The organism is Kitasatospora sp. YST-16 (assembly GCF_026802215.1).
Taxonomy (GTDB): domain Bacteria; phylum Actinomycetota; class Actinomycetes; order Streptomycetales; family Streptomycetaceae; genus Kitasatospora; species Kitasatospora cineracea.
On sequence record NZ_CP113837.1, the window covers coordinates 4818876 to 4842309 of the forward strand.

A 23434-nucleotide genomic window follows, 5' to 3' on the forward strand; every position below is an offset into this window, starting at 1 on the left:
GGGGCCGTGCGCACCCCCCTCGGCCTCCTCGCCGCCCTCGCCCTGCTCGTCCCGGCCGCCCCGGCGGCCGCCGCCCGGCCGGCCCGGGGCCCGAGCACCACCGTGTTCGTCGAGCTCGCCACCGAGCCCGCCGCCACCGCCTGGCAGCGGGCCCGGGACGACGCCCGCCGACAACTGCGCACCCCCGACCAGACCCGGCGCGCCGCGGCCGCCGCCGGAAGCAGCCAACGGGCCGTCGCCGACCGCTCGTTGGACGCGCTCACCGCGGCCCTGCGGCGCGCCGCCCCCGACGCCCGCCCGCTCTACCGCACCCGCACCCTGGCCAGCGGCCTCGCGCTGCGGCTGCCCGCCGCCGAAGTGCCGCGGCTGGCCGCCCTGCCCGGCGTCCGCTCGGTGCGCCCCGTCACGCCCAAGCGGCGCGCCAACGGCTACTCGGTGCCGCTCACCGGCGCCCCGCAGGTCTGGGACGGCCCCGAGGGCCACACCGGCGAGGGCGTCCGGATCGGCATCGTCGACTCCGGCATCGACTACACCCACGCCGACTTCGGCGGCCCCGGCACCGTCGAGGCCTACCGCGCGGTCGACGGCGCCAAGCCCGCCCCCGCCGCCCTGTTCCCCAACGCCAAGGTGATCGGCGGCAAGGACCTGGTCGGCGACGACTACGACCCCGACCCGGCCGCCGACCACTACCAGCCCGACCCGCACCCCGACGACAACCCGCTCGACTGCGCCGCCAACGGCCACGGCACCCACGTGGCCGGCACCGCCGCCGGGTACGGCGTCACCGCCGACGGCAAGCCCTACCGCGGCCCCTACCGGCCCGGCCTGGACCCGGCCGGCTTCGCGGTCGCCCCCGGCGCGGCCCCCGGCGCCCAGCTCTACGCGATCAAGGTGTTCGGCTGCGAGGGCTCCACCGACCAGCTCGCCGCCGCCCTCGACCTGGCCGCCGACCCGAACGGCGACGGCGACCTCTCCGACCGCCTCGACGTGGTCAACCTCTCGCTCGGCAGCCCCTACGGCCGCCCCGGCGACGCCGACGCGCTCGCCGCCGACCGGCTCGCCGCGCTCGGCACCGTGGTGGTCGCCGCCTCCGGCAACGAGGGCGACGTGTACGGCGTCGGCGGCAGCCCCGGCACCGCCGCCCGGGTCCTCACCGCCGCCGCCTCGGTCGACCCGCACGGCGACGCCGACGGCATCACCGTGCTCGCCCCCGCGAACCTGGCCGGCGAAGTGCCCGCGCACTGGAGCAGCAAGTACACCCACTGGGCCGACACCGAGGTCAGCGGCCAACTCGCCGTCCCCGCCGACCAGTCGGACGGCTGCAAGCCCTTCACCCCCGCCGACGCCGACCGGCTGCGCGGCAAGGTCGCCGTGCTGCGCTGGACCACCAAGGACCCGGACCGGGCCTGCGGCTCCGCCCCGCGCGCCGACCACGCCGCCGATGCCGGAGCCGTCGGCGCGCTCTACGCCGCCGACGGCGACAACCTCGGCGAGATCGCCGGGGACGACCGGATCCCGGCCGCGATCCTGGCCCGCGCCGACGGCGAGCGCCTGCTGTCCGCCCTCGGCGGCGGCCCGGTCACCGTCCGGCTCGCCACCCCCGGCAACCCGCTGCACGGCGCCGTCCCGCAGGACCAGCCGCAGCGCACCGACACCCTGACCTCCTTCACCTCCCGCGGCATCGGCGTCGACGGCATCGTCAAACCCGACCTGGCCGCCCCCGGCGAGACCATCTGGTCCGCCAAGGCCGGCACCGGCACCGGCGGCATGCGCGAGGACGGCACCTCGATGGCCACCCCGCACCTGTCCGGCCTGGCAGCCCTCGTCCGCTCCGCGCACCCCGACTACGACGCCGCCGAGGTCAAGGCCGCGCTGATGGACACCGCCACCGACACCTACCTGCACGACGGCCGCACCGGCCCGGTCTACGGCCCCGAACGCACCGGCAGCGGCCGGGCCAGGGTCGACGCCGCCGTCCGCACCCCCGTCCTCGCGTACGGGACGCAGACCGAGGGCGCGGTCGGCGTCTCCTTCGGCGTGGTCGAGGCCACCGGCGCGGCCACCGCCACCCGCGAGGTGACCGTCCGCAACCTCGGCGACCGCCCGCTGAGCTACGCCACCGGCTACGCGCCCGCCACCACGCTGCCCGGCGCCGCCTTCGGGATCTCACCCGCCCGGGTCGACCTGCCCCCGCACGGCAGCGCCACCGTCACCGTCACCCTCCGGCTCGGCCCCGACCTCGGCCGCGCCCCCGACCCCACCCTCGACCTGCTCCAGGCCGGCCACGCCCGCAGCTACCGCGGCGAACTCTCCGGCCGGCTCACCCTCACCCCCGACGACGGCACCCTCCCGCCGCTGCGCGTCCCGCTGTTCGCCGCCCCGCGCGCCGCCACCGCCGCCACCGCGCTCGGCACCGCCGCCACCTTCGCCGTCTCCGGCGACCCCCGCCCCGGCCTGCTCACCGCCCTCCAGCCGGGCGGCGAAGGACCGCGCTGGCCCGACTGCCCCGCCGCCGACACCGACCTCTGCGTCGACGACCCCGCCGAACGCTCCGCGAACCTCCACTACGCGGCCGCCGCCGTCGACGGCCACGGCACGCTCTACCTCGCCGCCGTCCTGTGGGCCCCCGCCGCCACCCCCGCCGGCGCCCTCGGCGTGCGCGCCTCGCTCGACACCGACGGCGACGGCACCCCCGACGCCACCGTGGTCGCCGACCGCCTCAAGGGCAGCGACGTGCTGATCGCCCGCACCCTGGACGCCCGCACCGGCGCCGAACTCGACGTCCAGCCGCTCAACGGCCGCTGGGGCGACACCGACACCGCGCTCCTCGACTCCGACACCCTGCTGCTCCCCGTCCGCCTCGCCGCCCTGCCACCGCTCACCCACCCCCGCTACACCGTCTGGACCGGCGCCTCCGACGACCCCGCCGAAGCCCTCGCCACCCTCGGCCCCTTCCCGTTCGACCCCGCCCTCCCCACCCCCGTCCTCACCCCCGTCCACCCCGGCCAGGTCCTGCACACCCCGCTCCCGCACACCCTGCTGATCCACCACCTCAACCCGGTGGGGGAGCGCGTCCAGTCGCTCGGTCCGAACGGCGGCTGACCAAGTGGACGACGAAGGGCTCACGCCGTACCCGGACTGGATCCGACCGCCTGTGGGCGGCTACCGGGCAGAGGACCTGGACCGGCTCCCGGACGCTCCACCGCACACCGAGCTGATTGCCGGGAGCCTGGTCTTCACCGCCCCGCGCACCAGGTGGGAGATCCGGACCACGGGCTTGGTGCACGGCGCGCTGGAGGCCGCGCCGGCCGGCTGGGAGGTCTGGCGCTCGATGACCGTCGTTCTCGACGCCCGGAACCGTCCGGAGCCCGATCTGATGGTGGTCGACGCGCGCGCGGACTGGGGCCCGCATGACACCTACTGCCGTGCCGACAGCGTCCTGCTCGTCGTGGAGGTGGTGTCGGAGGAGTCGCAGATCCGTGACCGCCTGACCAAGCCTCCCCGGTACGCCGCCGCCGGCATCCGCTACTTCTGGCGGGTAGAGAACGTCGACGGCCGACCCGTCGTCTCCACCTACGAGTTGGACCCCGCGACCGACCGCTACACGCCCACCGGGATCTTCCACGACCGCCTCAAGGTCGAGCACCCGTTCCCGGTCGAGGTCGAGCTGGTCTGACACCCCGTCCGGATGGTGGACGGTCCGTGCCCAGGCCGTGGGACGGGTTGTACTGTCCGAGTATGTCTCGCACCATTCGTCTCGCAGTGATCCCGGGTGACGGCATCGGCCAGGAGGTCGTCGCCGAGGGCCTCAAGGTGCTCCGCGCCGCCCTGCCCACCGACACCAAGCTGGAGACCACCGAGTACGACCTCGGTGCACGGCTGTACCACCGCACCGGGGAGACCCTCCCGGACGCGGTGCTGGAGGAGCTCAAGGGCCAGGACGCGATCCTGCTCGGCGCCATCGGCGACCCGAGCGTGCCGTCCGGGGTGCTGGAGCGCGGGCTGCTGCTCAAGCTGCGGTTCGCCTTCGACCACCACATCAACCTGCGCCCGGGCAAGCTCTTCCCGAACGTGAAGTCGCCGCTCGCCGGCGACCCGCAGATCGACTTCGTGGTGGTCCGCGAGGGCACCGAGGGCCCGTACGTCGGCAACGGCGGCACGCTGCGCACCGGCACCCCGCAGGAGGTCGCCACCGAGGTCTCGCTGAACACCGCGTTCGGCATCGAGCGGGTCGTCCGGGACGCCTACCGCCGCGCCCAGGCCCGCCCGCGCAAGAAGCTCACCCTGGTCCACAAGAACAACGTGCTGGTGCACGCCGGCCACCTGTGGACCCGGATCTTCGAGCAGGTCGGCCGGGAGTTCCCCGAGGTCACCACCGACTACCTGCACGTCGACGCGGCGACGATCTTCTTCGTCACCCAGCCCGAGCGCTTCGACGTGATCGTCACCGACAACCTGTTCGGCGACATCCTCACCGACCTCGCCGCGGCCGTCACCGGCGGCATCGGCCTGGCCGCCTCCGGCAACATCAACCCCAGCGGCGACTTCCCGTCGATGTTCGAGCCGGTGCACGGCTCGGCCCCGGACATCGCCGGCCAGGGCAAGGCCGACCCGACCGCCACCGTGCTGTCCGTCGCCATGCTGCTGGAGCACCTCGGCTTCCCCGCCGAGGCCGCCGCCGTCGAGGCCGCGGTCGCCGCGGACCTCACCGAGCGCTCCGGCGCCCGGTCCACCTCCGAGGTCGGCGACGCGCTCGCTGCCCGAGTATCCGGCTGACCGGCCGGACGACAACCTCCGGCCGGTGGGCCGGTTCACAGCGAGCAACAGCCTCCCGGCTGTTCGGCACGGCCCTCTGGATGCGAGTATCGACAGTGGGCCGTGCCGTCATGCGTTTCCCCCGCCCGACGGTTGAAGGCCCAGCCCAACCCCACGGTGAAGGACAGACAGCCATGAGCACGCCCACCCCGGCGCCCATCACGTTCGACCTCAAGCCCTCCGCGCACCCGCTGTCCGACCAGGAGCGCGAGGCCCGACTGGCCAATCCCGGCTTCGGCCGGGTCTTCACCGACCACATGGTGACCATCCGCTGGACCGAGGGCCTCGGCTGGCACGACGCCCAGCTCACGCCGTACGCGCCGCTGGAGATCGACCCGGCCAACATGACGCTGCACTACGGCCAGTCGATCTTCGAGGGCCTCAAGGCGTACCGGCAGGCCGACGGCTCCATCGCCACCTTCCGCCCGGAGGCCAATGCGGCCCGCTTCCAGGCCTCCGCCCGCCGGCTGGCGATGCCCGAACTGCCGGTCGAGACCTTCGTCGAGGCCGTCGAACTGCTCGTCCAGCAGGACCGCGCCTGGGTGCCCAGCCAGCCCGAGCAGAGCCTCTACCTGCGGCCCTTCATGTTCGCCACCGAGGTCGGCCTGGGCGTGCGCCCCGCCAACTCCTACCTCTTCATGATCATCGCCTCGCCGGCCGGCGCCTACTTCTCCGGCGGCGTCAAGCCCGTCTCGGTCTGGCTCTCCGAGGACTACGTCCGCGCCGCGCCCGGCGGCACCGGCGCCGCCAAGTGCGCCGGCAACTACGCGGCCTCCCTGGTCGCCCAGGCCGAGGCCGCCGCCAAGGGCTGCGACCAGGTGGTCTGGCTCGACGCCACCGAGCACAAGTGGGTCGAGGAGATGGGCGGCATGAACCTCTACTTCGTCCTCGGCGAGGGCGAGAACGCCACCGTCGTCACCCCCGAACTCTCCGGCTCGCTGCTCCCCGGCATCACCCGCGACTCCCTGCTCACCCTCGCCGCCGACCTCGGCCACGGCACCGAGGAGCGGAAGATCTCCACCGACGAGTGGAAGCAGGGCAACGCCGACGGCACCATCACCGAGGTCTTCGCCTGCGGCACCGCCGCCGTCATCACCCCCGTCGGCCACGTCAAGTCCGCCACCGCCGACTGGACCGTCGCCACCGGCGAGCCCGGCCCCGTCACCATGAAGCTCCGCCAGTCCCTCCTCGCCATCCAGGGCGGCCAGACCCCGGACACCCACGGCTGGATGCACAAGATCGCCTGACGCCGGACCCCCGGCCCGGGCATTTCATGGCGGAATGCCCGGGCCCGATAACCTCGGAAAAACTCCACTCGTTGAACGGCTCGGATAGGAGGGAGGGACCATGACCGCCGAGATGTACGACGCCGACGTCTACCGCAGCCCGGAGGATGTCCTCCTGGACGCCTTCCTCACCCTGAACACCCCGGAGGGGTTCAAGGCCGAGCTTGTGGAGGGGGAGATCATCGTGACGCCACCGCCGGACGGTGACCACGAGGGGGCCATCGGTCGGATCGTCCGCCAGGTGTTCCGGCTGTGCGACGCGGATATCACGTTCGCCGGCAACAAGGGGCTGATCGTCCCCGGCGGCAGGTTCATCCCCGACGGGACGTTCGCCGACGAGGGAGCGTTCGACGGTCAGCCCTCATGGATGAAGCCGGACCGGCTCCTGATGGTCCTGGAGGTCACCTCCAGCAATCCCGCCAAGGACCGCTGGGACAAGCGGAAGGGCTACGCCGCAGCAGGGATTCCGCTGTACCTCCTGGTGGACCGGAAGGCCGGACAGGTCGTGCTGCACAGCCACCCGGAAGGCGGCGAGTACACCGCGACCACCTCCGTCCCGTTCGGCGACCCGCTGCCGCTGCCGAAGCCGTTCGGCTTCGACCTGGCGACGGACGGGCTCTCCTGACCCGTTCCGGATGGCGAGACGCCCCTCCCGTCCCGCCGGGCGTGTGCAAGACTGCGAGGGTGTCCTCGCTTTCGCTGATTATTAGCAGCAGGCGCGCCGGTCCGCAGTGACCGCTTCCACGGCAACACCCTGACCGCGGAGCGACCACCAGCGTCCAGACCCGCGCGCAGACCTCTCGCACCCGCGAGGGGTCTTTTGTTTTGCCCCCGGACCGGCACCTGACCCCACAAGGGGACGGAGACACCGGGGACGCGCGCGGGATGCTGGACAGTGGAGCCGGATTCCGATCCCGGCAAACAGCAGTAACTCCACCGAACGGAGAACCCAGGGCCATGACCGAGGCCAACAGCCGCCCCAGCGACGGCTTCCACGTCTTCGACACCACGCTCCGCGACGGCGCCCAGCGCGAGGGCATCAACCTCACGGTGGCGGACAAGCTGGCGATCGCGCGCCACCTGGACGAGTTCGGGGTCGGCTTCATCGAGGGCGGCTGGCCCGGCGCCAACCCCCGGGACACCGAGTTCTTCGCCCGCGCCCAGGCCGAGCTGGAGTTCAAGCACGCGCAGCTGGTCGCGTTCGGCGCCACCCGCCGGGCCGGCGGGAAGGCCGCCGAGGACCCGCAGCTGGCCGCGCTGGTGGCGTCCGGCGCGCCGGTGGTGACGCTGGTGGCGAAGTCGCACGACCGGCACGTGGAGCTGGCGCTGCGCACCACGCTGGAGGAGAACCTGGAGATGGTCCGGGACAGCGTGGAGTACCTGCGCGCCCGGGACCGCCGGGTGTTCATCGACTGCGAGCACTTCTTCGACGGCTACAAGGCGAACCCGGAGTACGCCCTGGCCGTGGTGCGCACCGCGCACGAGGCGGGGGCGGACGTGGTGGTGCTGTGCGACACCAACGGCGGCATGCTGCCGTCCGGGGTGCGCGAGATCGTCGCCACCGTGCTCGCGGAGACCGGTGCCCGCCTCGGCATCCACGCCCAGGACGACACCGGCTGCGCGGTGGCCAACACGCTGGCCGCGGTGGACGCCGGGGCCACCCACGTGCAGTGCACGGCCAACGGCTACGGCGAGCGGGTCGGCAACGCGAACCTGTTCCCGGTCGCGGCGGCGCTGGAGCTCAAGTACGACCGCCGGGTGCTCCCGGCCGGCGCGCTGGCCGAGATGACCCGGATCTCGCACGCGATCGCCGAGGTGGTGAACCTGGCGCCGTCCACCCACCAGCCGTACGTGGGCTTCTCGGCGTTCGCGCACAAGGCGGGCCTGCACGCCTCCGCGATCAAGGTCGACCCGGACCTGTACCAGCACATCGACCCGGAGCTGGTCGGCAACACCATGCGGATGCTGGTGTCCGACATGGCGGGGCGGGCGTCGATCGAGCTGAAGGGCAAGGAGCTGGGCTACGACCTGACCGGGGACCGCGACCTGGCGGGCCGGGTGGTGGCCCGGGTGAAGGCGCAGGAGAACCTCGGCTACACCTACGAGGCGGCGGACGCCTCGTTCGAGCTGCTGCTGCGCGACGAGGTGAACGGCGGCGAGCGGCAGCGGTACTTCGAGCTGGAGTCCTGGCGGACCATCAGCGAGCAGGGCCCGAACGGTTTCGCGGGCAACGAGGCGACCGTGAAGCTGTGGGCGAAGGGCGAGCGGAAGGTCGCCACCGGCGAGGGCAACGGCCCGGTGGACGCGCTGGACCGGGCGCTGCGGACGGCGCTGGAGCCGATCTACCCGGCGCTGGCGAAGCTGGAGCTGGTGGACTACAAGGTCCGGATCCTGGAGGGCCAGCACGGCACCGGTTCGAAGACCCGGGTGCTGATCGAGTCCACCGACGGCACCGCGACCTGGTCGACGGTCGGCGTCGCGGACAACGTGATCGGCGCGTCCTGGGTGGCGCTGGAGGACGCGTACACCTACGGGCTGCTGAGGGCCGGTCAGCAGCCGTAACGGCGGCGGGTGCGAGGAAGTGCCCAGGGGGCGTGCGGAAGGCTCCGCACGCCCCCTTCTGGCGTGTCCATTACCCCTTTTGACGCCCCGTCACCGGAGTCGGGCGAGGAGGGCGTGTTCGACGAGGGTGATGAGGGCGCTCTTGGCGCTGTCGCGTCGTCGGGCGTCGAGGGTGATGATGGGGATTTCGGTGTTGAGTTGGAGTGCTTCGCGGACTTCTTCGGGGGTGTGGGCCTGTTGTCCGTCGAAGCCGTTGAGGGCGACGACGAAGGGGAGGCCGCTGTTCTCGAAGTAGTCGAGGGCGGGGAAGCAGTCGGCGAGGCGGCGGGTGTCGACGAGGACGACGGCGCCGATGGCGCCGCGGACGAGGTCGTCCCACATGAACCAGAAGCGGTCCTGTCCGGGGGTGCCGAAGAGGTAGAGGATGAGGTCTTCGTCGAGGGTGATGCGGCCGAAGTCCATGGCGACGGTGGTGGTGGTCTTGCCGGAGACGTGGCTGAGGTCGTCGATGCCGGCGGAGGCCGAGGTCATGACGGCTTCGGTGCGCAGGGGGTTGATCTCGGAGACCGCGCCGACGAGGGTGGTCTTGCCCACGCCGAATCCGCCGGCGACGACGATCTTGGCGGAGGTGGTGGCGCGGCTGGGGGCGGCGGCCGCGTTAGAGCTTGCGAAGTCCACTGAGGACCCTTTCGAGCAGCGTGACGTCGGGCTGGTTGCCGGATTCGCCGCCGGCTGCGGGCTGGTGGATGGCGACCAGGCCGGCCTCGGCCAGGTCCGCCACGAGGATGCGGGCCACGCCCAGCGGGAGGCCGAGCAGCGCGGAGATCTCGGCGACCGACTTCACGTCGGTGGCGCACAGCGCGCAGATCCGCTGGTGCTCGGGGAGCAGGGTGGCCATCCGGGCCGGGTCGACCGCGGCGGAGACCAGGGCCTCCAGCGCGAGTTCGTAGCGCGGCCGGGTGCGTCCGCCGGTCATGGCGAAGGGCCGGATCAGCGGCTCGGCGTCCTCCTCCTCGTCGAGGTACTCCTCGACGTGGCCGGGCTGCTGCTCCTCGTAGCGGTGCGGCAGGCCGGGGTCGGCGAACGCCTCGTGGCCGGGGTGGGCCTGGCCGTATCCGTCCGGCTGCTGGTACCAGCGCGGGTCGGACTGCGGAGGCAGGTACGGCTGGCCGCCGTTGAACTGCGGCGCGTACTGCGGCTGCTGACCGTGGCCGACGCCGGGAGCCCCGAAAGCGTCGTGGCCGGAGCCCGCGTACGGGACGCCGTACTGGCCACTGTGGTCGGGCGGTGTCACGGTTCATCTCCTCAAAGGGTGCGGCGGTGCGTTGCTGGCCGCGTCGCCGGGGAGCGCCGTGGCCGGTGGTGCGAAGGCCGTACAACGCCCGGTCCCGAGGCCGCCGAAGCGACCTCGGGACGGGCAATTGAGGTCTTTCGAATACCAGGACGGTATCCGACGAACCGTCAGTGCAGGAGACTGCCCTGGAGTTCGGCCCGCAGCGCGGGCGTCAGGACCGCGCCGGCGCGGTCCACCAGCAGGGCCATCTCGTAGCCGACGAGACCGATGTCGGAGTCCGGCGAGGCGAGGACCGCGAGCGCGGAGCCGTCGCTGATCGCCATCAGGAACAGGAACCCGCGCTCCATCTCGACCACGGTCTGGGTCACGTCGCCGCCCTCGAAGATGCGGCTGGCACCCGAGGTCAGCGAGGTGAGGCCGGAGGCGACGGCGGCCAGCTGGTCGGCGCGGTCCCGGGGGAAGCCCTCGGACATGCACAGCAGCAGACCGTCGGCGGAGACCACCACGGTGTGGGACACCCCGGGGGTGTTGTCCACGAAATTGGTGATCAGCCAGTTCAGGTTCTGTGCGGCCTGGCTCATCTGGGTCAACTCAACGCTCCTGCTGGTTCGAGCCGCCGAAGAGATCGGTGCTGCTGTTGTGCGGTCCATCACCGTACGCCCCCTGGTCGGGGTCGATCCGGAAGCTGCCGGTGGCACCGGGGTCGCCGCCGGCCTGGCGGCCCTGCTCGACGCCGCGGCGCAGGTTGGTCAGGCGGCCGCGGACCTCGCTCGGGTCGCGGGAGACCTGCGGGCCTTCCTGCGGGGTGGTGCGGGCGTTGCCCGGCACCAGGTTCTGGCGCGGGACCCGGCGCGGGAGGCCCGAGGGGGTGGTGCCCGCCGAGGAGGGCTCGCGCAGCTTCTCCGCGCGCTGCCAGTCGCCGTCGTTCGGCGACTCCCACTCGCCGGCCGCCGTGGTCGGACCGGTCGGCCCGTAGCCGCCCAGCGCCGACACGTCGTGGCCGCGCGGCTCGTCCTGCGCCGAGGTGTCCTTCGCGCCGGTGAACCAGTTCGGGGTCTCGGCGCCGCCGCCCGCGGACCGGGCCGCCGCGCCGCCGCCCGCCGGCTGCTGGCCCGGCCGGCGCTGCGGCAGCGCACCGCCCGGCTGCTGCCGCTCCGCGGCCGGACGGGCCGGCGGCAGGGCCGGCAGCTCCTCCGCGGGGTACGGGTGCCCGGCGGGCTCCTCGTAGCCGTAGTCCTGCTGCTGGTACCCGTCGGCGTACTGCTCGCCGGCGTACGGGGCCTGCTGCGGGTACTGCTCCTCGGCGTACTCGTACTGGCCGTCGGCGTACTGGCCCTCGGCGTACTGGCCGTCCTCGTACGGCTGCTGCTGGTACGCCTCGGCGTACTGCTGCCCGTCACCGTAGGGGGCCTGCTGCGGGTAGCCGGCGGGGGCGTACGGGTCGTCGGCGTAGCCGGCCGGGGCGTACAGGTCCTCGCGGTAGCCGTAGGCGTCGCCCCGGGGGGCCTGCTGCGGCTCGAAGGGGCGGCCGTAGGCGTCCGCCTCGGGGCGGCGGTACGGGTCGTCCTGGGGGCTCTCGTAGCCGGCCGCCTGCGGGGCCGGGTAGCCGCCGCGGTAGCCGTCCTCGGGGTGGCCCGGCTCGCCGTAGGGCGACTCCAGGACCTCCGCCTCCACCGGCTCCTCGGCGGCGGCGCCCGGGCCGGCCTCCAGGGCGGCCCGGCGGCGCTCCTCGATCCGCTGGGAGCGCTGCATGGACTCCAGCGCGGGGGAGAAGCCGTTGCCGGCCACCGCGCCGCGGGCGGGCAGGTGGTCGTCGAAGCCGAGTTCGGCCGCGGTGCGGTCCTGGCCCTCGAACGCCCACTCGGCGGCCGGCTCCTGCTCGGCGAAGATCCGGGAGACCGTGAACTCCTCGGCCTGCGGCTCCGGCGCCATCGCGCCCAGGTGGGTCAGCTGCTGCGGCAGCATGACCAGCGAGGTGGTGCCGGCCGACTCACCGGACGGGCGCAGCTGCACGCGGATGTCGTGCCGCTGGGACAGCCGGCCGACCACGAACAGGCCCATCCGGCGGGAGATGGTGGCGTCCACGGTGGGCGGCTCGGCCAGCTTCTCGTTGATCTCGGCGAAGTCCTCGGCGGTCAGGCCGATGCCCTTGTCGTGGATCTCGACCAGCACCCGGCTGTCGGGCAGCCGGGTCGCGTTGACCAGCACCCGGGTCTGCGGGGAGGAGAACGAGGTGGCGTTCTCCAGCAGCTCGGCGAGCAGGTGGACGAGGTCGGTCACGGCGGGGCCGACCACGTCGGCCTCGGGGATGCCGGCCAGTTCGATCCGCTCGTAGTGCTCCACCTCGGAGGCGGCGGCGCGCAGCACGTCGACCAGCGGCACCGGGGTGTTCCAGCGGCGGCCGGGCTCCTCGCCCGCGAGGACCAGGAGGTTCTCGCCGTTGCGGCGCATGCGGGTGGCCAGGTGGTCCAGCTTGAAGAGGTTCTCCAGCTGGTCCGGGTCGGCCTCGTTGTTCTCCAGGTCGGTGATCAGCGCCAGCTGGCGCTGGATCAGGCCCTGGCTGCGGCGCGACAGGTTGGTGAAGATCGCGTTGACGTTGCCCCGCAGCAGCGCCTGCTCGGCGGCCAGCGAGACGGCCTGCTGGTGGACCTGGTCGAAGGCGCGGGCGACCTCGCCGATCTCGTCCCGGCCGTGCAGCGGGATCGGGCTGACCGAGGTGTCGACCCGCTCCGGGTCGGTCTTGGAGAGCTTGTCGACCAGCTCCGGCAGGCGGTGGTTGGCGATGTCGAGCGCGGCGGTGTTCAGGGTCCGCATGCCGAGGATCATCGAGCGGGCGATGTAGCCGGTGAGCAGGCCGGCCAGCACCAGCGAGGCGACCACGATCAGCGAGTTGAGCACCCAGTCGGTGAACGCCCGGTCCTTGATGCCCTGGGCGTCGGCGACGACCTGGTCGAGCAGGTCGGTCTCGGCGGCGCGCAGCGCGCTCATGTGGCTCTTGGTGGCCTGGTCCCACAGCGGGCGGGTCAGGCCGTCGTTGCCGGCCGAGGTGATGATCCGGGCGGCGGCGTCCTTGTTGGCCGCGGCGTCGGACAGCTGCCCGGAGTAGGACATGCCGATCATCAGCAGGGTGCTCATGACGGGCAGGTTGTGGCCGTCGGGCATCCGCAGCGGCAGGCGCTGGTCGGCGGTGGCCTGGTCGACCAGCGCGTCCGAGTAGACCTTGACCTCGTCCGAGCTGGACGCGGTGTTGAACTCGTCGAGCGCGGTCTGCTCCAGCTTGGCGGCGACGCTCAGGGCCTGGATCAGGTCCTGGCCCTCGTGGCCGTCCACGCCGCCGACGCCGAGGCCGACCAGCAGGTTGAGCATCAGCGCGCGCTGGGTCGAGGCGGACGCCTTGGCCAGCGACATCGCGTAGATCGCGCGGCCCTTGGAGGTGACGTTGGTGGAGCCGAAGCCGACCGAGTTGTCCATCGCCAGCAGCGGCGCGAACAGCAGCGAGTAGGCGTTGGAGGTCGCGGTGGCGAACAGCTCGGGCTTGTAGGCGTTGGCGCGCAGGTGCGGCAGGGACTGGACCAGGCCCTCGAACTGGGCGTTGCGGCGCACCGTGGTCGGGTCGTCCTTGGCCTTGGCGACGGTCGCGCGGTAGTCGGCCAGCGCCTGGTCGGTCCGGTCCCGGAGCTTCTTCACCTCGCCCTGGTCGCCCTGCCCGGTGAGCAGCGGCACCAGGGTCTCGTCGCGCTCCTGCTCCAGGGCGTCGGCCAGCTTGGTGGCCGAGCTGGCCACGTTGGCGATGCGCACCGCGCGGTCGGCCTGGTTGTAGTCGTCCAGCGAGGTGTTGACGCGCAGGCCGCCGAAGACGAGGGCGATGACGACCGGGATGACCAGGATGGCCACCAGGCGGGTCGGCACGCGCCAGTTCAGCGGGGACAGGAAGTCGTACCGGCTGCCGCCGCGGCGCGGGGCCTCCTCGGCGGTCGCGGGACGCGGGGCCGGCTCGGCGGCGGGGCGGCTCGGCTCGGGACGGTCCTCGGTCGCGGTGAACGCGGAGAACTGACCGGTGGTCGGGCCGCTACCCGGGTCCTGCTGGCGGGGCTCGGAGCGCCGCTGAGGGGTGACTGGCTGCTTACGCCTCACTCGACAACAACCTCTCGACCGACTGGCGGCCATGGATCTATCCGGCGGCTACCCCCCGACGGGCCGCGGCCCGCGTGGGTCCTACGGGGTAGCTGGAATTCCAACACGAGCCGGTGGACCGGACAAACGGCCCCTCCGCCCCGTGCACCAGGGGTGGAAAACGGACATATGGCGTTGAACTCCCGCAAAGTTCAAGGTCATTGGCGCACACCGGGTTCGACTGGCTACGCACTGTCAAACGAGCCCGGCAAATGCCTACCGAACTGTTACCGGGGGGCGCGAACCATTCCTGGTACGCGCCCCCCGGCCAGGTCGGGGCTCACCGGAGTCGGGCGAGGAGGGCGTGTTCGACGAGGGTGATGAGGGCGCTCTTGGCGCTGTCGCGTCGTCGGGCGTCGAGGGTGATGATGGGGATTTCGGTGTTGAGTTGGAGTGCTTCGCGGACTTCTTCGGGGGTGTGGGCCTGTTGTCCGTCGAAGCCGTTGAGGGCGACGACGAAGGGGAGGCCGCTGTTCTCGAAGTAGTCGAGGGCGGGGAAGCAGTCGGCGAGGCGGCGGGTGTCGACGAGGACGACGGCGCCGATGGCGCCGCGGACGAGGTCGTCCCACATGAACCAGAAGCGGTCCTGTCCGGGGGTGCCGAAGAGGTAGAGGATGAGGTCTTCGTCGAGGGTGATGCGGCCGAAGTCCATGGCGACGGTGGTGGTGGTCTTGCCGGAGACGTGGCTGAGGTCGTCGATGCCGGCGGAGGCCGAGGTCATGACGGCTTCGGTGCGCAGGGGGTTGATCTCGGAGACCGCGCCGACGAGGGTGGTCTTGCCCACGCCGAATCCGCCCGCGACGACGATCTTGGCGGAGGTGGTGGCGCGGCTGGGGGCGGCGGCCGCGTTAGAGCTTGCGAAGTCCACTGAGGACCCTTTCGAGCAGCGTGACGTCAGGCGTACCGCCCGACTCGCCCGCGGCGGCGGGCTGGTGGATGGCGACCAGGCCGGCCTCGGCCAGGTCTGCGACGAGGATGCGGGCGACCCCGAGCGGGACACCTGCCAGCGCGGAGATCTCGGCGACCGACTTGACCTCGCGGCACAGCGACACGATCCGGGCGTGCTCGGGGAGCAGCCCGCCCGGGGCGGCGGTGGCGGTGGTCGAGATCAGCGCCTCGATGGCCAGCTGGTAGCGGGGGCGGGTGCGTCCACCGGTCATGGCGTACGGGCGGACCAGCGGCTGCTGCTCGTAGCCGTCCGACTGCTGGCCGCCGTACCCACCGGCCTGCTGGCCGCCGTAGCCGTTTCCGTACCCGTTGCCGTACGCGCCGGCGGGTGTCGGGGGCGGGGTCATGCGTCCTCCTTGTGCTGCAGTCGTCGCGGCCGGAGCCCGCGGGGCCGTTGACTGACGGGCTGCCAGTCACCGTACGGCGAAGACCTGGGGTGGGAGTGCCGGACCCGGGGTCGGGTTGGGTCCGGCACGGTGAGGGTGGTGCGAAGGAGTCGGGATCGGGTGGGGGCCGGACGTCAGTGCAGCAGGCTGCCCTGGAGCTCGGCCCGCAGCGCGGGCGTGAGCACCGCGCCGGCGCGGTCCACCAGCAGGGCCATCTCGTAGCCGACGAGACCGATGTCGGAGTCCGGCGAGGCGAGGACCGCGAGCGCGGAGCCGTCGCTGATCGCCATCAGGAACAGGAACCCGCGCTCCATCTCCACCACGGTCTGGTTGACCTCGCCGCCCTCGAAGATGCGGCTGGCACCCGAGGTCAGCGAGGTCAGTCCGGAGGCGACGGCGGCCAGCTGGTCGGCGCGGTCCCGGGGGAAGCCCTCGGACATGCACAGCAGCAGACCGTCGGCGGAGACCACCACGGTGTGGGACACCCCGGGGGTGTTGTCCACGAAATTGGTGATCAGCCAGTTCAGGTTCTGTGCGGCCTGGCTCATCTGGATCAACTCAACGCTCCTGGTGCTCGGGGCCGAAGCCGCTGTTGCCATCGACGTCGGACCGCCCGCCACGGGCTCCCCGGTAGCCCTCGGACGCTCCGCCGAAGTCGAAGCCCGGCCGCTGCTGCGACCCGGGACCGCCGGCGCCCGGCTGCTGGGTCCCCGCCTGGCGGCCCTGCTGGATGCCGCGGCGCAGGTTGGTCAGCCGGCCGCGCACCTCCTCCGGGCTGCGCGAGACCTGGGGCCCGGTCAGCGGGCTGGCCTCGGCGCTGCCGGAGACCAGGTTGGCCTGCGGGGTGCGGCGCGGCAGCCCCGAGGTGGTCAGGCCGTTGGTCTGCGGCTCGCGCATCTGCTCGGCCCGCCGCCAGCGCTCGTCGTTCGCCGACGGACGCCACGGCGCCTCCGGGTCGCCCTGCGGTTCCACCGCCGGACCGCCCGCCGGAGCACCGCCGAACGGCCCCTGCGGCTGCGGCCGCCCTGGCCCGGCTGGCCGCCCTGGCCCGGCTGGCCCTGCGGCCCGGCCGGACGCGGCCCGGCAGCCGGCGCCGGACGCTGCGGCAGGCCCTGGGACTGCGGACCCGGCGCCTGCGGACGCTGCCGCTCGGCCGGCCCGGCCGGCGGCCGCGGCGCCCGCTCCTGCGGCGCCCGGTCCGGCGCCTGCTGGGCGAAGCCCGGCGCCGAGGTGCCCGGACGCTGCGGCTGGTACGACGGACGCGACCGGAACTGCTCCGGACCGTCCTGGGCACCCGGCCCGGCCGGCCGGTCACCGGCGGTCGGCAGCGCCATCGGCTGCGGACGCTCCGCGAACTGCGGCTGCTGCGGCGGCTGCTGGGACTGCGGCGGCAGCGGCGGGACGCCCTGGCCCACCGGGTCCGGCAGCACAGGCTCCACCAGGCCGAGGCCCAGCGGGTCGCGCGGGTCGATGTCGGACGCCTCGAACCGCGGCCGGGCGAACGCACCGGACTGCTCGGCCGGCGCGGCCTCGATCGGCGCGGCCGGCTGCTGCGGCAGCGGACGCCGCTGCGGCTGCTCGGGCCGCCCGTGCTGGGTCGGCTCGCCGCCCGGACGCGGCTGGCCCTGCTGCGGACCGCCCTGCGGGCCCTGCGGCGCCTGCGGACGGCGCGGCCCCTGCGGACCGCCCTGCGGCGGCCGGCCCGGCTGGCCCTGCGGACCGCCCTGGCCCGGCTGCGGACGGCGCGGCGGCAGCCCGCCGCCCGGACCGCCCTGCAGGCCCGGGGCACCCGAGGCGCCCGGCACCCGGCGCGGCGGCAGCCCGCCACCGGCGGGCGCACCCGCGCCCGGACCGGCCGGAGCCGCCGGGCCCGACCCGCCCGGCGCCGGGTTCTCGCGCAGCGACTGGCCGACCGAACGGGTCGGCAGGCCGCCGGAGCGGTTGCCCTGGGCCGGGCCGGTGCCGAACGCGCCGCCCGGGCCGAACCCGCCGTCGCCCGGCTGGCCGCCGGACCCGCCGGGACCGCCCGGCGCGCGCCGCGGCGCGCCCGGACCGCCGGACGGGGCGGCGGGGGAGAACAGGTCGGGGCTGCCGCCGGCCGGGCCCTGGCCCAGCTGCGGACGGCCCGCGGGGTCGTTCGGGGCGGACTGGCCGAGCGCGGTGCGCCCGCCGGGCAGGTCGCCCGCGGGGCGGCCCTGCTGGCGCGGCGTCGGCGCCAGGCCGCGCTGCTGCCGGCCGCCGCCCTGGGGGCCCTGGCCCGGCTGGCCGGCCCCGGGCCGGTTGCCGCGTCGCTCGGCGGAGTTGGTGACGTCCACCGGCAGCATGACCAGCGCGGTGGTGCCGCCGGAGTCGGACGGGCGGAGCTGGATCCGGATGCCGTGCCGCAGGGACAGCCGGCCGACCACGAACAGGCCCATCCGGCGGGAGACGGAGACGTCCACGACCGGCGGGTTGGCGAGGCGCTCGTTGATGTCGGCCAGGTCGTCGGGGGACAGGCCGATGCCGGTGTCGTGGATCTCGATCAGCACCCGGCCGTCCGGCAGGGCGTGGCCGGTGACCCGGACCCGGGTCTGCGGGGAGGAGAACGAGGTGGCGTTCTCCAACAGCTCGGCGAGCAGGTGGACGAGGTCGTTGACGACCCGGCCGGCCACCTCGGCGGTGGGCACCGAGGCCAGCTCGACGCGCTCGTACTGCTCCACCTCGGAGGCCGCGGCGCGCAGCACGTCGACCAGCGGGACGGGGCGGGTCCAGCGGCGGCCCGGGTCCTCGCCCGCGAGGACGAGGAGGTTCTCGCCGTTGCGGCGCATGCGGGTCGCCAGGTGGTCGAGCTTGAACAGCGAGGCCAGCTGGTCCGGGTCCGCCTCGCGGCTCTCCAGCTCGGAGATCAGCGACAGCTGGCGCTGGATCAGGCCCTGGCTGCGGCGCGAGAGGTTGGTGAACATGGCGTTGATGTTGCCTCGCAGCAGCGCCTGCTCGGCGGCCAGTCGGACCGCCTCGCGGTGCACCATGTCGAAGGCGTGCGCCACGTGGCCGATCTCGTCGGCGGAGTCGACGCCGACCGGTTCGACGGTGACGTCGACGTCGTGCGGGTCGCTCTCGGAGAGGATCTTGACCAGCTCCGGCAGGCGGCGCTCGGCGACGTCCTCGGCGGAGGTCTGCAGGCGGGTCAGCGAGCGCACCATCGAGCGGGCCACCAGGGCGGCGCCGGCGATGGCGACGACGAGTACCAGGGCGACCAGCGAGGCGTTGATGACCGACTGGGTGTCGGCGTCGGACTGCAGCTGCTGGGCCTTGCCGTTGAGGTCCTCGAGGAGCTTCTTCTCGATGGTCCGCTCGGCGGTGATCTTGGCGGTCGACTCCTCGTACCACTGCTGGTAGCTGACGCCGTCGGTCTGCTTGATGCCGTTGGGGTTGAGGACGGCCTGGGAGAACCGGTCGGCCTCGGCGACCACCTTGTTGTAGCTCATCGAGGAGCGCAGCACCCGGGCCGGGCCCTCGCCGTACAGCGCGGTGAAGTTCTCCATCGCGTTGTCCTCGGCGGCGCGCAGCCGGACGCCGAAGGTCTCGTCGGAGGCGGAGAAGTTCGGCGGGTTCTGGGCCAGCGCGGCGGAGATCAGCGCGCGCTGCATCGAGCTGGCCTCCTTGGCCAGCGAGAACTGGTACAGGGTGCGGGTGGACTTCACCAGCTCGGCGGAGTTCGAGGTGATGGCGATGTCCTGCGCGGCACCGATCAGGTCATTGATGATCACGTTGTAGTTGGTGATCGTGGCCTGGATGTTGTTCGCGTCCTTGAACGCGCCCTTGCGGGCCCGGGGGAGCGAGTTGAGGTCCTTGCGGACCTGCAGCAGCAGGGTCTTGGAGCCGGCCAGGTCGAGGTTGTCGAACTTGTCGGCGGCCGCGTTGAACTTCTTCGACAGCGCGGTGCTCTCGCTGTACGCCTGCTGGATGTCCTTGTCGGTGTCCGCGTCGCCGCCGCGGGAGACCGGGCCGGCCGCGATGTCGCGCTCGTTCTGCAGGGCGTCGGCGAGGTCGGTGGCGGTCCGGGCGAGCTCGGCCAGGTCGCTCATCTGGGAGAGCTCGCGGGAGTTCTCCATCGAGCCCTGGACCCGCAGGCCGCCGAAGACCAGCGCCACGATCACGGGGAGGAAGAGCAGCGCGATCAGGCGGGTCCGGATGCGCCAGTTGCGCATGGCGAAGCGGCTCAGACCGGTGGCCCGGCGGCGGTTCAGCGTGCCGCGCAGTCGCGCACGGCGGCTCTTCTTGTCGGCCGGCGTGTCGCCGCCCTGTTCCTGGGGCGCGCTGTTCGCGCCCGGCGCACCGCTGTCGGCGGCGGCTTCGGCGGGGGCGCCGAAGGGCCGCTCGCCTTGGCCGGTCGTCGCCGGTGCCGCCTGGTGGGGGCCGGCCACGGGCTCCCGCGCCTCCGGGTCACCCGCGGCGCCGCTGCCCCTCTTGAAACGTCCCTGCACTGGCGTCGCAACCTCTGGACCGGGCGCCCTTCCCCGCCGGTGCGGAGATAGGGCGGTGTCGAGTTTTTCCGTGGCATTCCAGCACAGCGGGGGAAGTCCAACAAGGGCCGTTACGACACGGTGTCCTGGGCCACCCTCCGCGCGCGGCGTCTCACGTTCTGTGGTGCAACGGACGTGGAATACGGTCCTTTTCGGACACTTGACGCGAGCGGGTCAACGATGGTGAAGATCGATTTGTGCGCCGAATGTCCGGGATATCCCTAATGACGGATTCCGGCATTGGTCCGGAATCACCACCTCCGCCCCTTTGCGACCGGAATTGTGAGCAAACTCACAGCCCGATGTGTAGCTTTGGTCACGGCCGCTGTGGAATGGGCTCCCTAACCTGGCAGGGTTGATCGGAGCCTGCCCAGCGGCGGGCCCGCGCAAAAGTCCGTTCGAGCGAAACAAGGGTGCTGACGCAAATGTCCGAGACGACCGAGCAGGCCACCGGAACCACCCCGAGCGCCGGCTCCACGGCCAACCCGCGCCGCACCACCCTGGCCTCCGTCGCGGACTTCTCCGAGCTCCCCGGCTTCGCCGCCCCCCGCACCGCCCGGACGTACACCGCCCAGCTCCCGGCCAGCACGGCCAACCCGCGCCGCACCGTCCGCTGACCCCGGCCGCGACCCCGGCCCTCGCCCCGCTCCTTCTCCCACCCCCCATCCGCCGGCCGGTCTAACCTTGGTGGCACGAGCCGGGCCCGGTACTGCGGGCCCGGTCACCGTCCGGGAGCGTCCGGGCGGCCGACGAACCGAGAGGTTGCAGGGCTGTGCGTATCGCCAGGTTCTCCGTCCGCGAAGGGAGCCCCGCGGCGGGCTCGGTCTCCTTCGGAATCATCGAGGGGGACGCCGCGCAACCCGACTCGCTGGTGGTGCACACCCTGGCCGGCCACCCCTTCGGGACGCCGCAGCCGACCGGCGAGACCCACCGCCTGCAGGACGTCCGGCTGCTGGCCCCGATGCTCCCCAGCAAGATCGTCGCGGTCGGCCGCAACTACGCCGCGCACGCCGCCGAGCTGGGCAACGAGGTCCCCGCCGTCCCGCTGACGTTCTTCAAGCCCTCCACCGCCGTCATCGGCCCCACCGAGTCCGTCGCCTACCCGCCGTTCTCCTCGGACGTGCAGTACGAGGCCGAACTCGCCGTGGTGATCGGCCGGATGTGCCGCGAGGTGCCGTTGGAGCGCGTCCCCGAGGTGGTCTTCGGCTACACCTGCGCCAACGACGTCACCGCCCGCGACGTGCAGCAGCGCGAGGGCCAGTGGGCCCGCGCCAAGGGCTTCGACACCTCCTGCCCGCTCGGCCCGTGGATCGAGACCGACCTCGACCCCGCCGACCTGGCCGTCACCTGCACCGTCAACGGCGAGCTCCGCCAGGCCGGCCGCACCTCCCAGATGGTCCGCTCGGTCGCCGAGCTGATCGTGCACGTCTCCGAGGCGATGACCCTGCTCCCCGGCGACGTCATCCTCACCGGCACCCCCGCGGGTGTCGGCCCCCTGAACATCGGCGACGAGGTCGCCGTCTCCGTCGAAGGCATCGGCACCCTCTCCAACAAGGTGATCAAGCGTGGCTAACGCAGACAACAGCGGCTCCGCCGCGGTGAACCCCGCCGTCCGGGTCCGCTTCTGTCCCTCCCCGACCGGCAACCCGCACGTCGGCCTGGTCCGCACCGCCCTGTTCAACTGGGCCTACGCCCGGCACAACGGCGGCACCCTGGTCTTCCGCATCGAGGACACCGACGCGGCCCGGGACTCCGAGGAGTCGTACGAGCAGCTGCTCGGCGCCATGCGCTGGCTCGGCTTCGACTGGGACGAGGGCCCCGAGGTCGGCGGCCCGCACGCTCCCTACCGCCAGTCGCAGCGGATGGACACCTACGCCGACGTCGCCGAGCGCCTGCGCGCGGCCGGCCACGCCTACCCCTGCTACTGCACCACCGAGGAGCTCGACGCCCGCCGCGAGGCCGCCCGCGCGGCCGGCAAGCCCTCCGGCTACGACGGCCACTGCCGCGACCTGACGGCCGACCAGGTCGCCGTCTACGAGCAGGAGGGCCGGCAGCCGATCCTCCGCTTCCGGATGCCCGACACCGCGCTCGCCTTCGACGACCTGGTCCGCGGCCCGATCTCCTTCGACCCGAAGGACGTCCCCGACTACGGCATCGTCCGGGCCAACGGCGCCCCGCTGTACACCCTGGTCAACCCGGTCGACGACGCCCTGATGGAGATCACCCACGTCCTGCGCGGCGAGGACCTGCTCTCCTCGACGCCCCGTCAGATCGCCCTCTACGCCGCCCTGGCGGAGATCGGCGTCGGCAACGGCACCACCCCGCAGTTCGGCCACCTGCCGTACGTGATGGGCGAGGGCAACAAGAAGCTCTCCAAGCGCGACCCGCAGGCCTCGCTCAACCTCTACCGCGAGCGCGGCTTCCTCCCCGAGGGCCTGCTCAACTACCTGGCCCTGCTGGGCTGGTCGCTCGCCGAGGACCGCGACATCTTCGACATCGACGAGATGGTCGCCGCCTTCGACATCGACGACGTCAACGGCAACCCGGCCCGCTTCGACCTCAAGAAGGCCGAGCACATCAACGCCGAGCACGTCCGCCGCCTCGCCCCCGAGGAGTTCGTCGACCGCCTGGTCCCCTACCTCCAGGCCGCCGACCTGCTCCCCGCCGAGCCCACCGCCGAGCAGCTCGCCCTGCTCGCCGCGGTCGCCCCGCTCACCCAGGAGCGGATGGTGGTCCTCTCCGAGATCGTCACCATGGCCGGCTTCCTCTTCGTCGCCCCCGCGGACTTCGCCGTCGACCCCGAGGACGCCGCCAAGGTCCTCACCGCCGACGCCCGCCCGGTCCTCGAGGCCGCCGTCAAGGCGCTCACCGAGCTGCCCGACTTCACCCCCGAGCCGATCCAGGCCGTGCTGCGCGAGGCCCTGGTCGACGGCCTCGGCATCAAGCCGAAGTTCGCCTTCACCCCGCTGCGGGTCGCGGTCACCGGACGCCGGGTCTCCCCGCCGCTGTTCGAGTCGATGGAACTGCTCGGCCGCGAGGAGACGCTGCGCCGCCTGCTCTCCGCCCTGGAGCTCCTGCCGGCCTCCTGAGCCGGTTCCGGCACCCCGCCGGACACCCGCCGGACACCCGCGGACCGTGTCGCTGACCTGGCCCGCAGGTGTCCGGCGCGCTGCCTGCGGTTATCGATTTTGGAGCGGGGCGGGGCGTCGGGTAATGTTCTTTCTGCGCCGCCCGGGCAGGGAGGCGCAAGACACCGAGGAAGACCCCGCAGAGGGGTTGAACTCTGGTGGGGTATGGTGTAATTGGCAGCACGACTGATTCTGGTTCAGTTAGTCTAGGTTCGAGTCCTGGTACCCCAGCGCAGCACATCACTGCAGTAAGCCCCCGTTGTGTAGTGGCCTAGCACGCCGCCCTCTCAAGGCGGTAGCGCCGGTTCGAATCCGGTCGGGGGTACGCAATTCTTGA

18 protein-coding genes and 2 tRNA genes are annotated in these 23434 nt (G+C 73.0%); 11 read left to right on the forward strand and 9 right to left on the reverse strand.

Annotation, left to right across the window (positions count from 1 at the left end):
- Nucleotides 1–6: 6 nt before the first annotated feature.
- From OU787_RS22060 to cimA, 6 genes are all read left to right on the forward strand, one after another.
- Nucleotides 7–3102, forward strand: coding sequence for a S8 family serine peptidase (locus OU787_RS22060; RefSeq protein WP_268660350.1), 3096 nt, complete (start codon nucleotides 7–9; stop codon nucleotides 3100–3102).
- 4 nt (nucleotides 3103–3106) lie between these two features.
- Entirely contained in the window at nucleotides 3107–3676 is a 570-nt protein-coding gene (locus OU787_RS22065) for a Uma2 family endonuclease (protein WP_268660351.1), read from the forward strand.
- 62 nt (nucleotides 3677–3738) lie between these two features.
- Nucleotides 3739–4776, forward strand: coding sequence for a 3-isopropylmalate dehydrogenase (locus OU787_RS22070; protein WP_030464577.1), 1038 nt, complete (start codon nucleotides 3739–3741; stop codon nucleotides 4774–4776).
- A 173-nt stretch (nucleotides 4777–4949) separates the two neighbouring features.
- Nucleotides 4950–6062 (forward strand): branched-chain amino acid aminotransferase, encoded by a 1113-nt coding sequence (locus OU787_RS22075; RefSeq protein WP_268660352.1) that lies wholly within the window; start codon nucleotides 4950–4952, stop codon nucleotides 6060–6062.
- Nucleotides 6063–6162: 100 nt separating this feature from the next.
- On the forward strand, nucleotides 6163–6726 hold the full coding sequence (locus tag OU787_RS22080; protein WP_268660353.1) for a Uma2 family endonuclease: 564 nt from the start codon (nucleotides 6163–6165) through the stop codon (nucleotides 6724–6726).
- A gap of 332 nt (nucleotides 6727–7058) precedes the next feature.
- Nucleotides 7059–8663 (forward strand): citramalate synthase, encoded by a 1605-nt coding sequence (gene cimA / locus OU787_RS22085; RefSeq protein WP_030464579.1) that lies wholly within the window; start codon nucleotides 7059–7061, stop codon nucleotides 8661–8663.
- 90 nt (nucleotides 8664–8753) lie between these two features.
- Here the strand turns inward: cimA and OU787_RS22090 are convergent, their stop codons facing one another.
- From OU787_RS22090 to OU787_RS22125, 9 genes are all read right to left on the reverse strand, one after another.
- On the reverse strand, nucleotides 8754–9341 hold the full coding sequence (locus OU787_RS22090; protein ID WP_014138206.1) for a GTP-binding protein: 588 nt from the start codon (nucleotides 9339–9341) through the stop codon (nucleotides 8754–8756).
- Nucleotides 9322–9957, reverse strand: coding sequence for a DUF742 domain-containing protein (locus OU787_RS22095; protein ID WP_081967407.1), 636 nt, complete (start codon nucleotides 9955–9957; stop codon nucleotides 9322–9324). The genes OU787_RS22090 and OU787_RS22095 overlap by 20 nt, the downstream gene beginning before the upstream one ends.
- Before the next feature lie 167 nt (nucleotides 9958–10124).
- Complete coding sequence (locus OU787_RS22100; protein ID WP_035873526.1) at nucleotides 10125–10538, reverse strand: roadblock/LC7 domain-containing protein; 414 nt, start codon at nucleotides 10536–10538, stop codon at nucleotides 10125–10127.
- Nucleotides 10539–10548: 10 nt separating this feature from the next.
- On the reverse strand, nucleotides 10549–14091 hold the full coding sequence (locus tag OU787_RS22105) for a sensor histidine kinase (protein ID WP_268660354.1): 3543 nt from the start codon (nucleotides 14089–14091) through the stop codon (nucleotides 10549–10551).
- Nucleotides 14092–14410: 319 nt separating this feature from the next.
- Nucleotides 14411–14998 carry a GTP-binding protein gene (locus OU787_RS22110; RefSeq protein ID WP_014138206.1) on the reverse strand — a complete coding sequence of 196 codons (588 nt, stop codon included), beginning with the start codon at nucleotides 14996–14998 and terminating at the stop codon, nucleotides 14411–14413.
- The gene (locus OU787_RS22115; RefSeq protein WP_030464762.1) at nucleotides 14979–15425 is read right to left on the reverse strand and encodes a DUF742 domain-containing protein; all 447 of its coding nucleotides are present in this window, start codon (nucleotides 15423–15425) and stop codon (nucleotides 14979–14981) included. The genes OU787_RS22110 and OU787_RS22115 overlap by 20 nt, the downstream gene beginning before the upstream one ends.
- A gap of 173 nt (nucleotides 15426–15598) precedes the next feature.
- On the reverse strand, nucleotides 15599–16012 hold the full coding sequence (locus OU787_RS22120) for a roadblock/LC7 domain-containing protein (protein WP_097236138.1): 414 nt from the start codon (nucleotides 16010–16012) through the stop codon (nucleotides 15599–15601).
- Between the two features lie 10 nt (nucleotides 16013–16022).
- The gene (locus tag OU787_RS34610; RefSeq protein ID WP_327059409.1) at nucleotides 16023–16361 is read right to left on the reverse strand and encodes a hypothetical protein; all 339 of its coding nucleotides are present in this window, start codon (nucleotides 16359–16361) and stop codon (nucleotides 16023–16025) included.
- Nucleotides 16334–19870, reverse strand: coding sequence for a sensor histidine kinase (locus tag OU787_RS22125; RefSeq protein ID WP_327059410.1), 3537 nt, complete (start codon nucleotides 19868–19870; stop codon nucleotides 16334–16336). Before OU787_RS22125 ends, OU787_RS34610 begins: the two co-directional genes overlap by 28 nt.
- A 524-nt stretch (nucleotides 19871–20394) precedes the next feature.
- On the opposite strand from OU787_RS22125, the gene OU787_RS22130 reads away from it, so the two are divergent.
- The 5 genes from OU787_RS22130 (at nucleotide 20395) to OU787_RS22150 (ending at nucleotide 23422) form a co-directional block, all read left to right on the forward strand.
- The gene (locus OU787_RS22130; RefSeq protein ID WP_030458863.1) at nucleotides 20395–20586 is read left to right on the forward strand and encodes a hypothetical protein; all 192 of its coding nucleotides are present in this window, start codon (nucleotides 20395–20397) and stop codon (nucleotides 20584–20586) included.
- Between the two features lie 155 nt (nucleotides 20587–20741).
- Nucleotides 20742–21542 carry a fumarylacetoacetate hydrolase family protein gene (locus tag OU787_RS22135; protein ID WP_030458862.1) on the forward strand — a complete coding sequence of 267 codons (801 nt, stop codon included), beginning with the start codon at nucleotides 20742–20744 and terminating at the stop codon, nucleotides 21540–21542.
- The gene (gene gltX, locus OU787_RS22140) at nucleotides 21535–23058 is read left to right on the forward strand and encodes a glutamate--tRNA ligase (protein ID WP_268660355.1); all 1524 of its coding nucleotides are present in this window, start codon (nucleotides 21535–21537) and stop codon (nucleotides 23056–23058) included. Before OU787_RS22135 ends, gltX begins: the two co-directional genes overlap by 8 nt.
- 198 nt (nucleotides 23059–23256) lie before the next feature.
- A tRNA-Gln gene (locus tag OU787_RS22145) sits at nucleotides 23257–23328 on the forward strand.
- Nucleotides 23329–23349: 21 nt separating this feature from the next.
- A tRNA-Glu gene (locus tag OU787_RS22150) sits at nucleotides 23350–23422 on the forward strand.
- Nucleotides 23423–23434 lie beyond the last annotated feature (12 nt).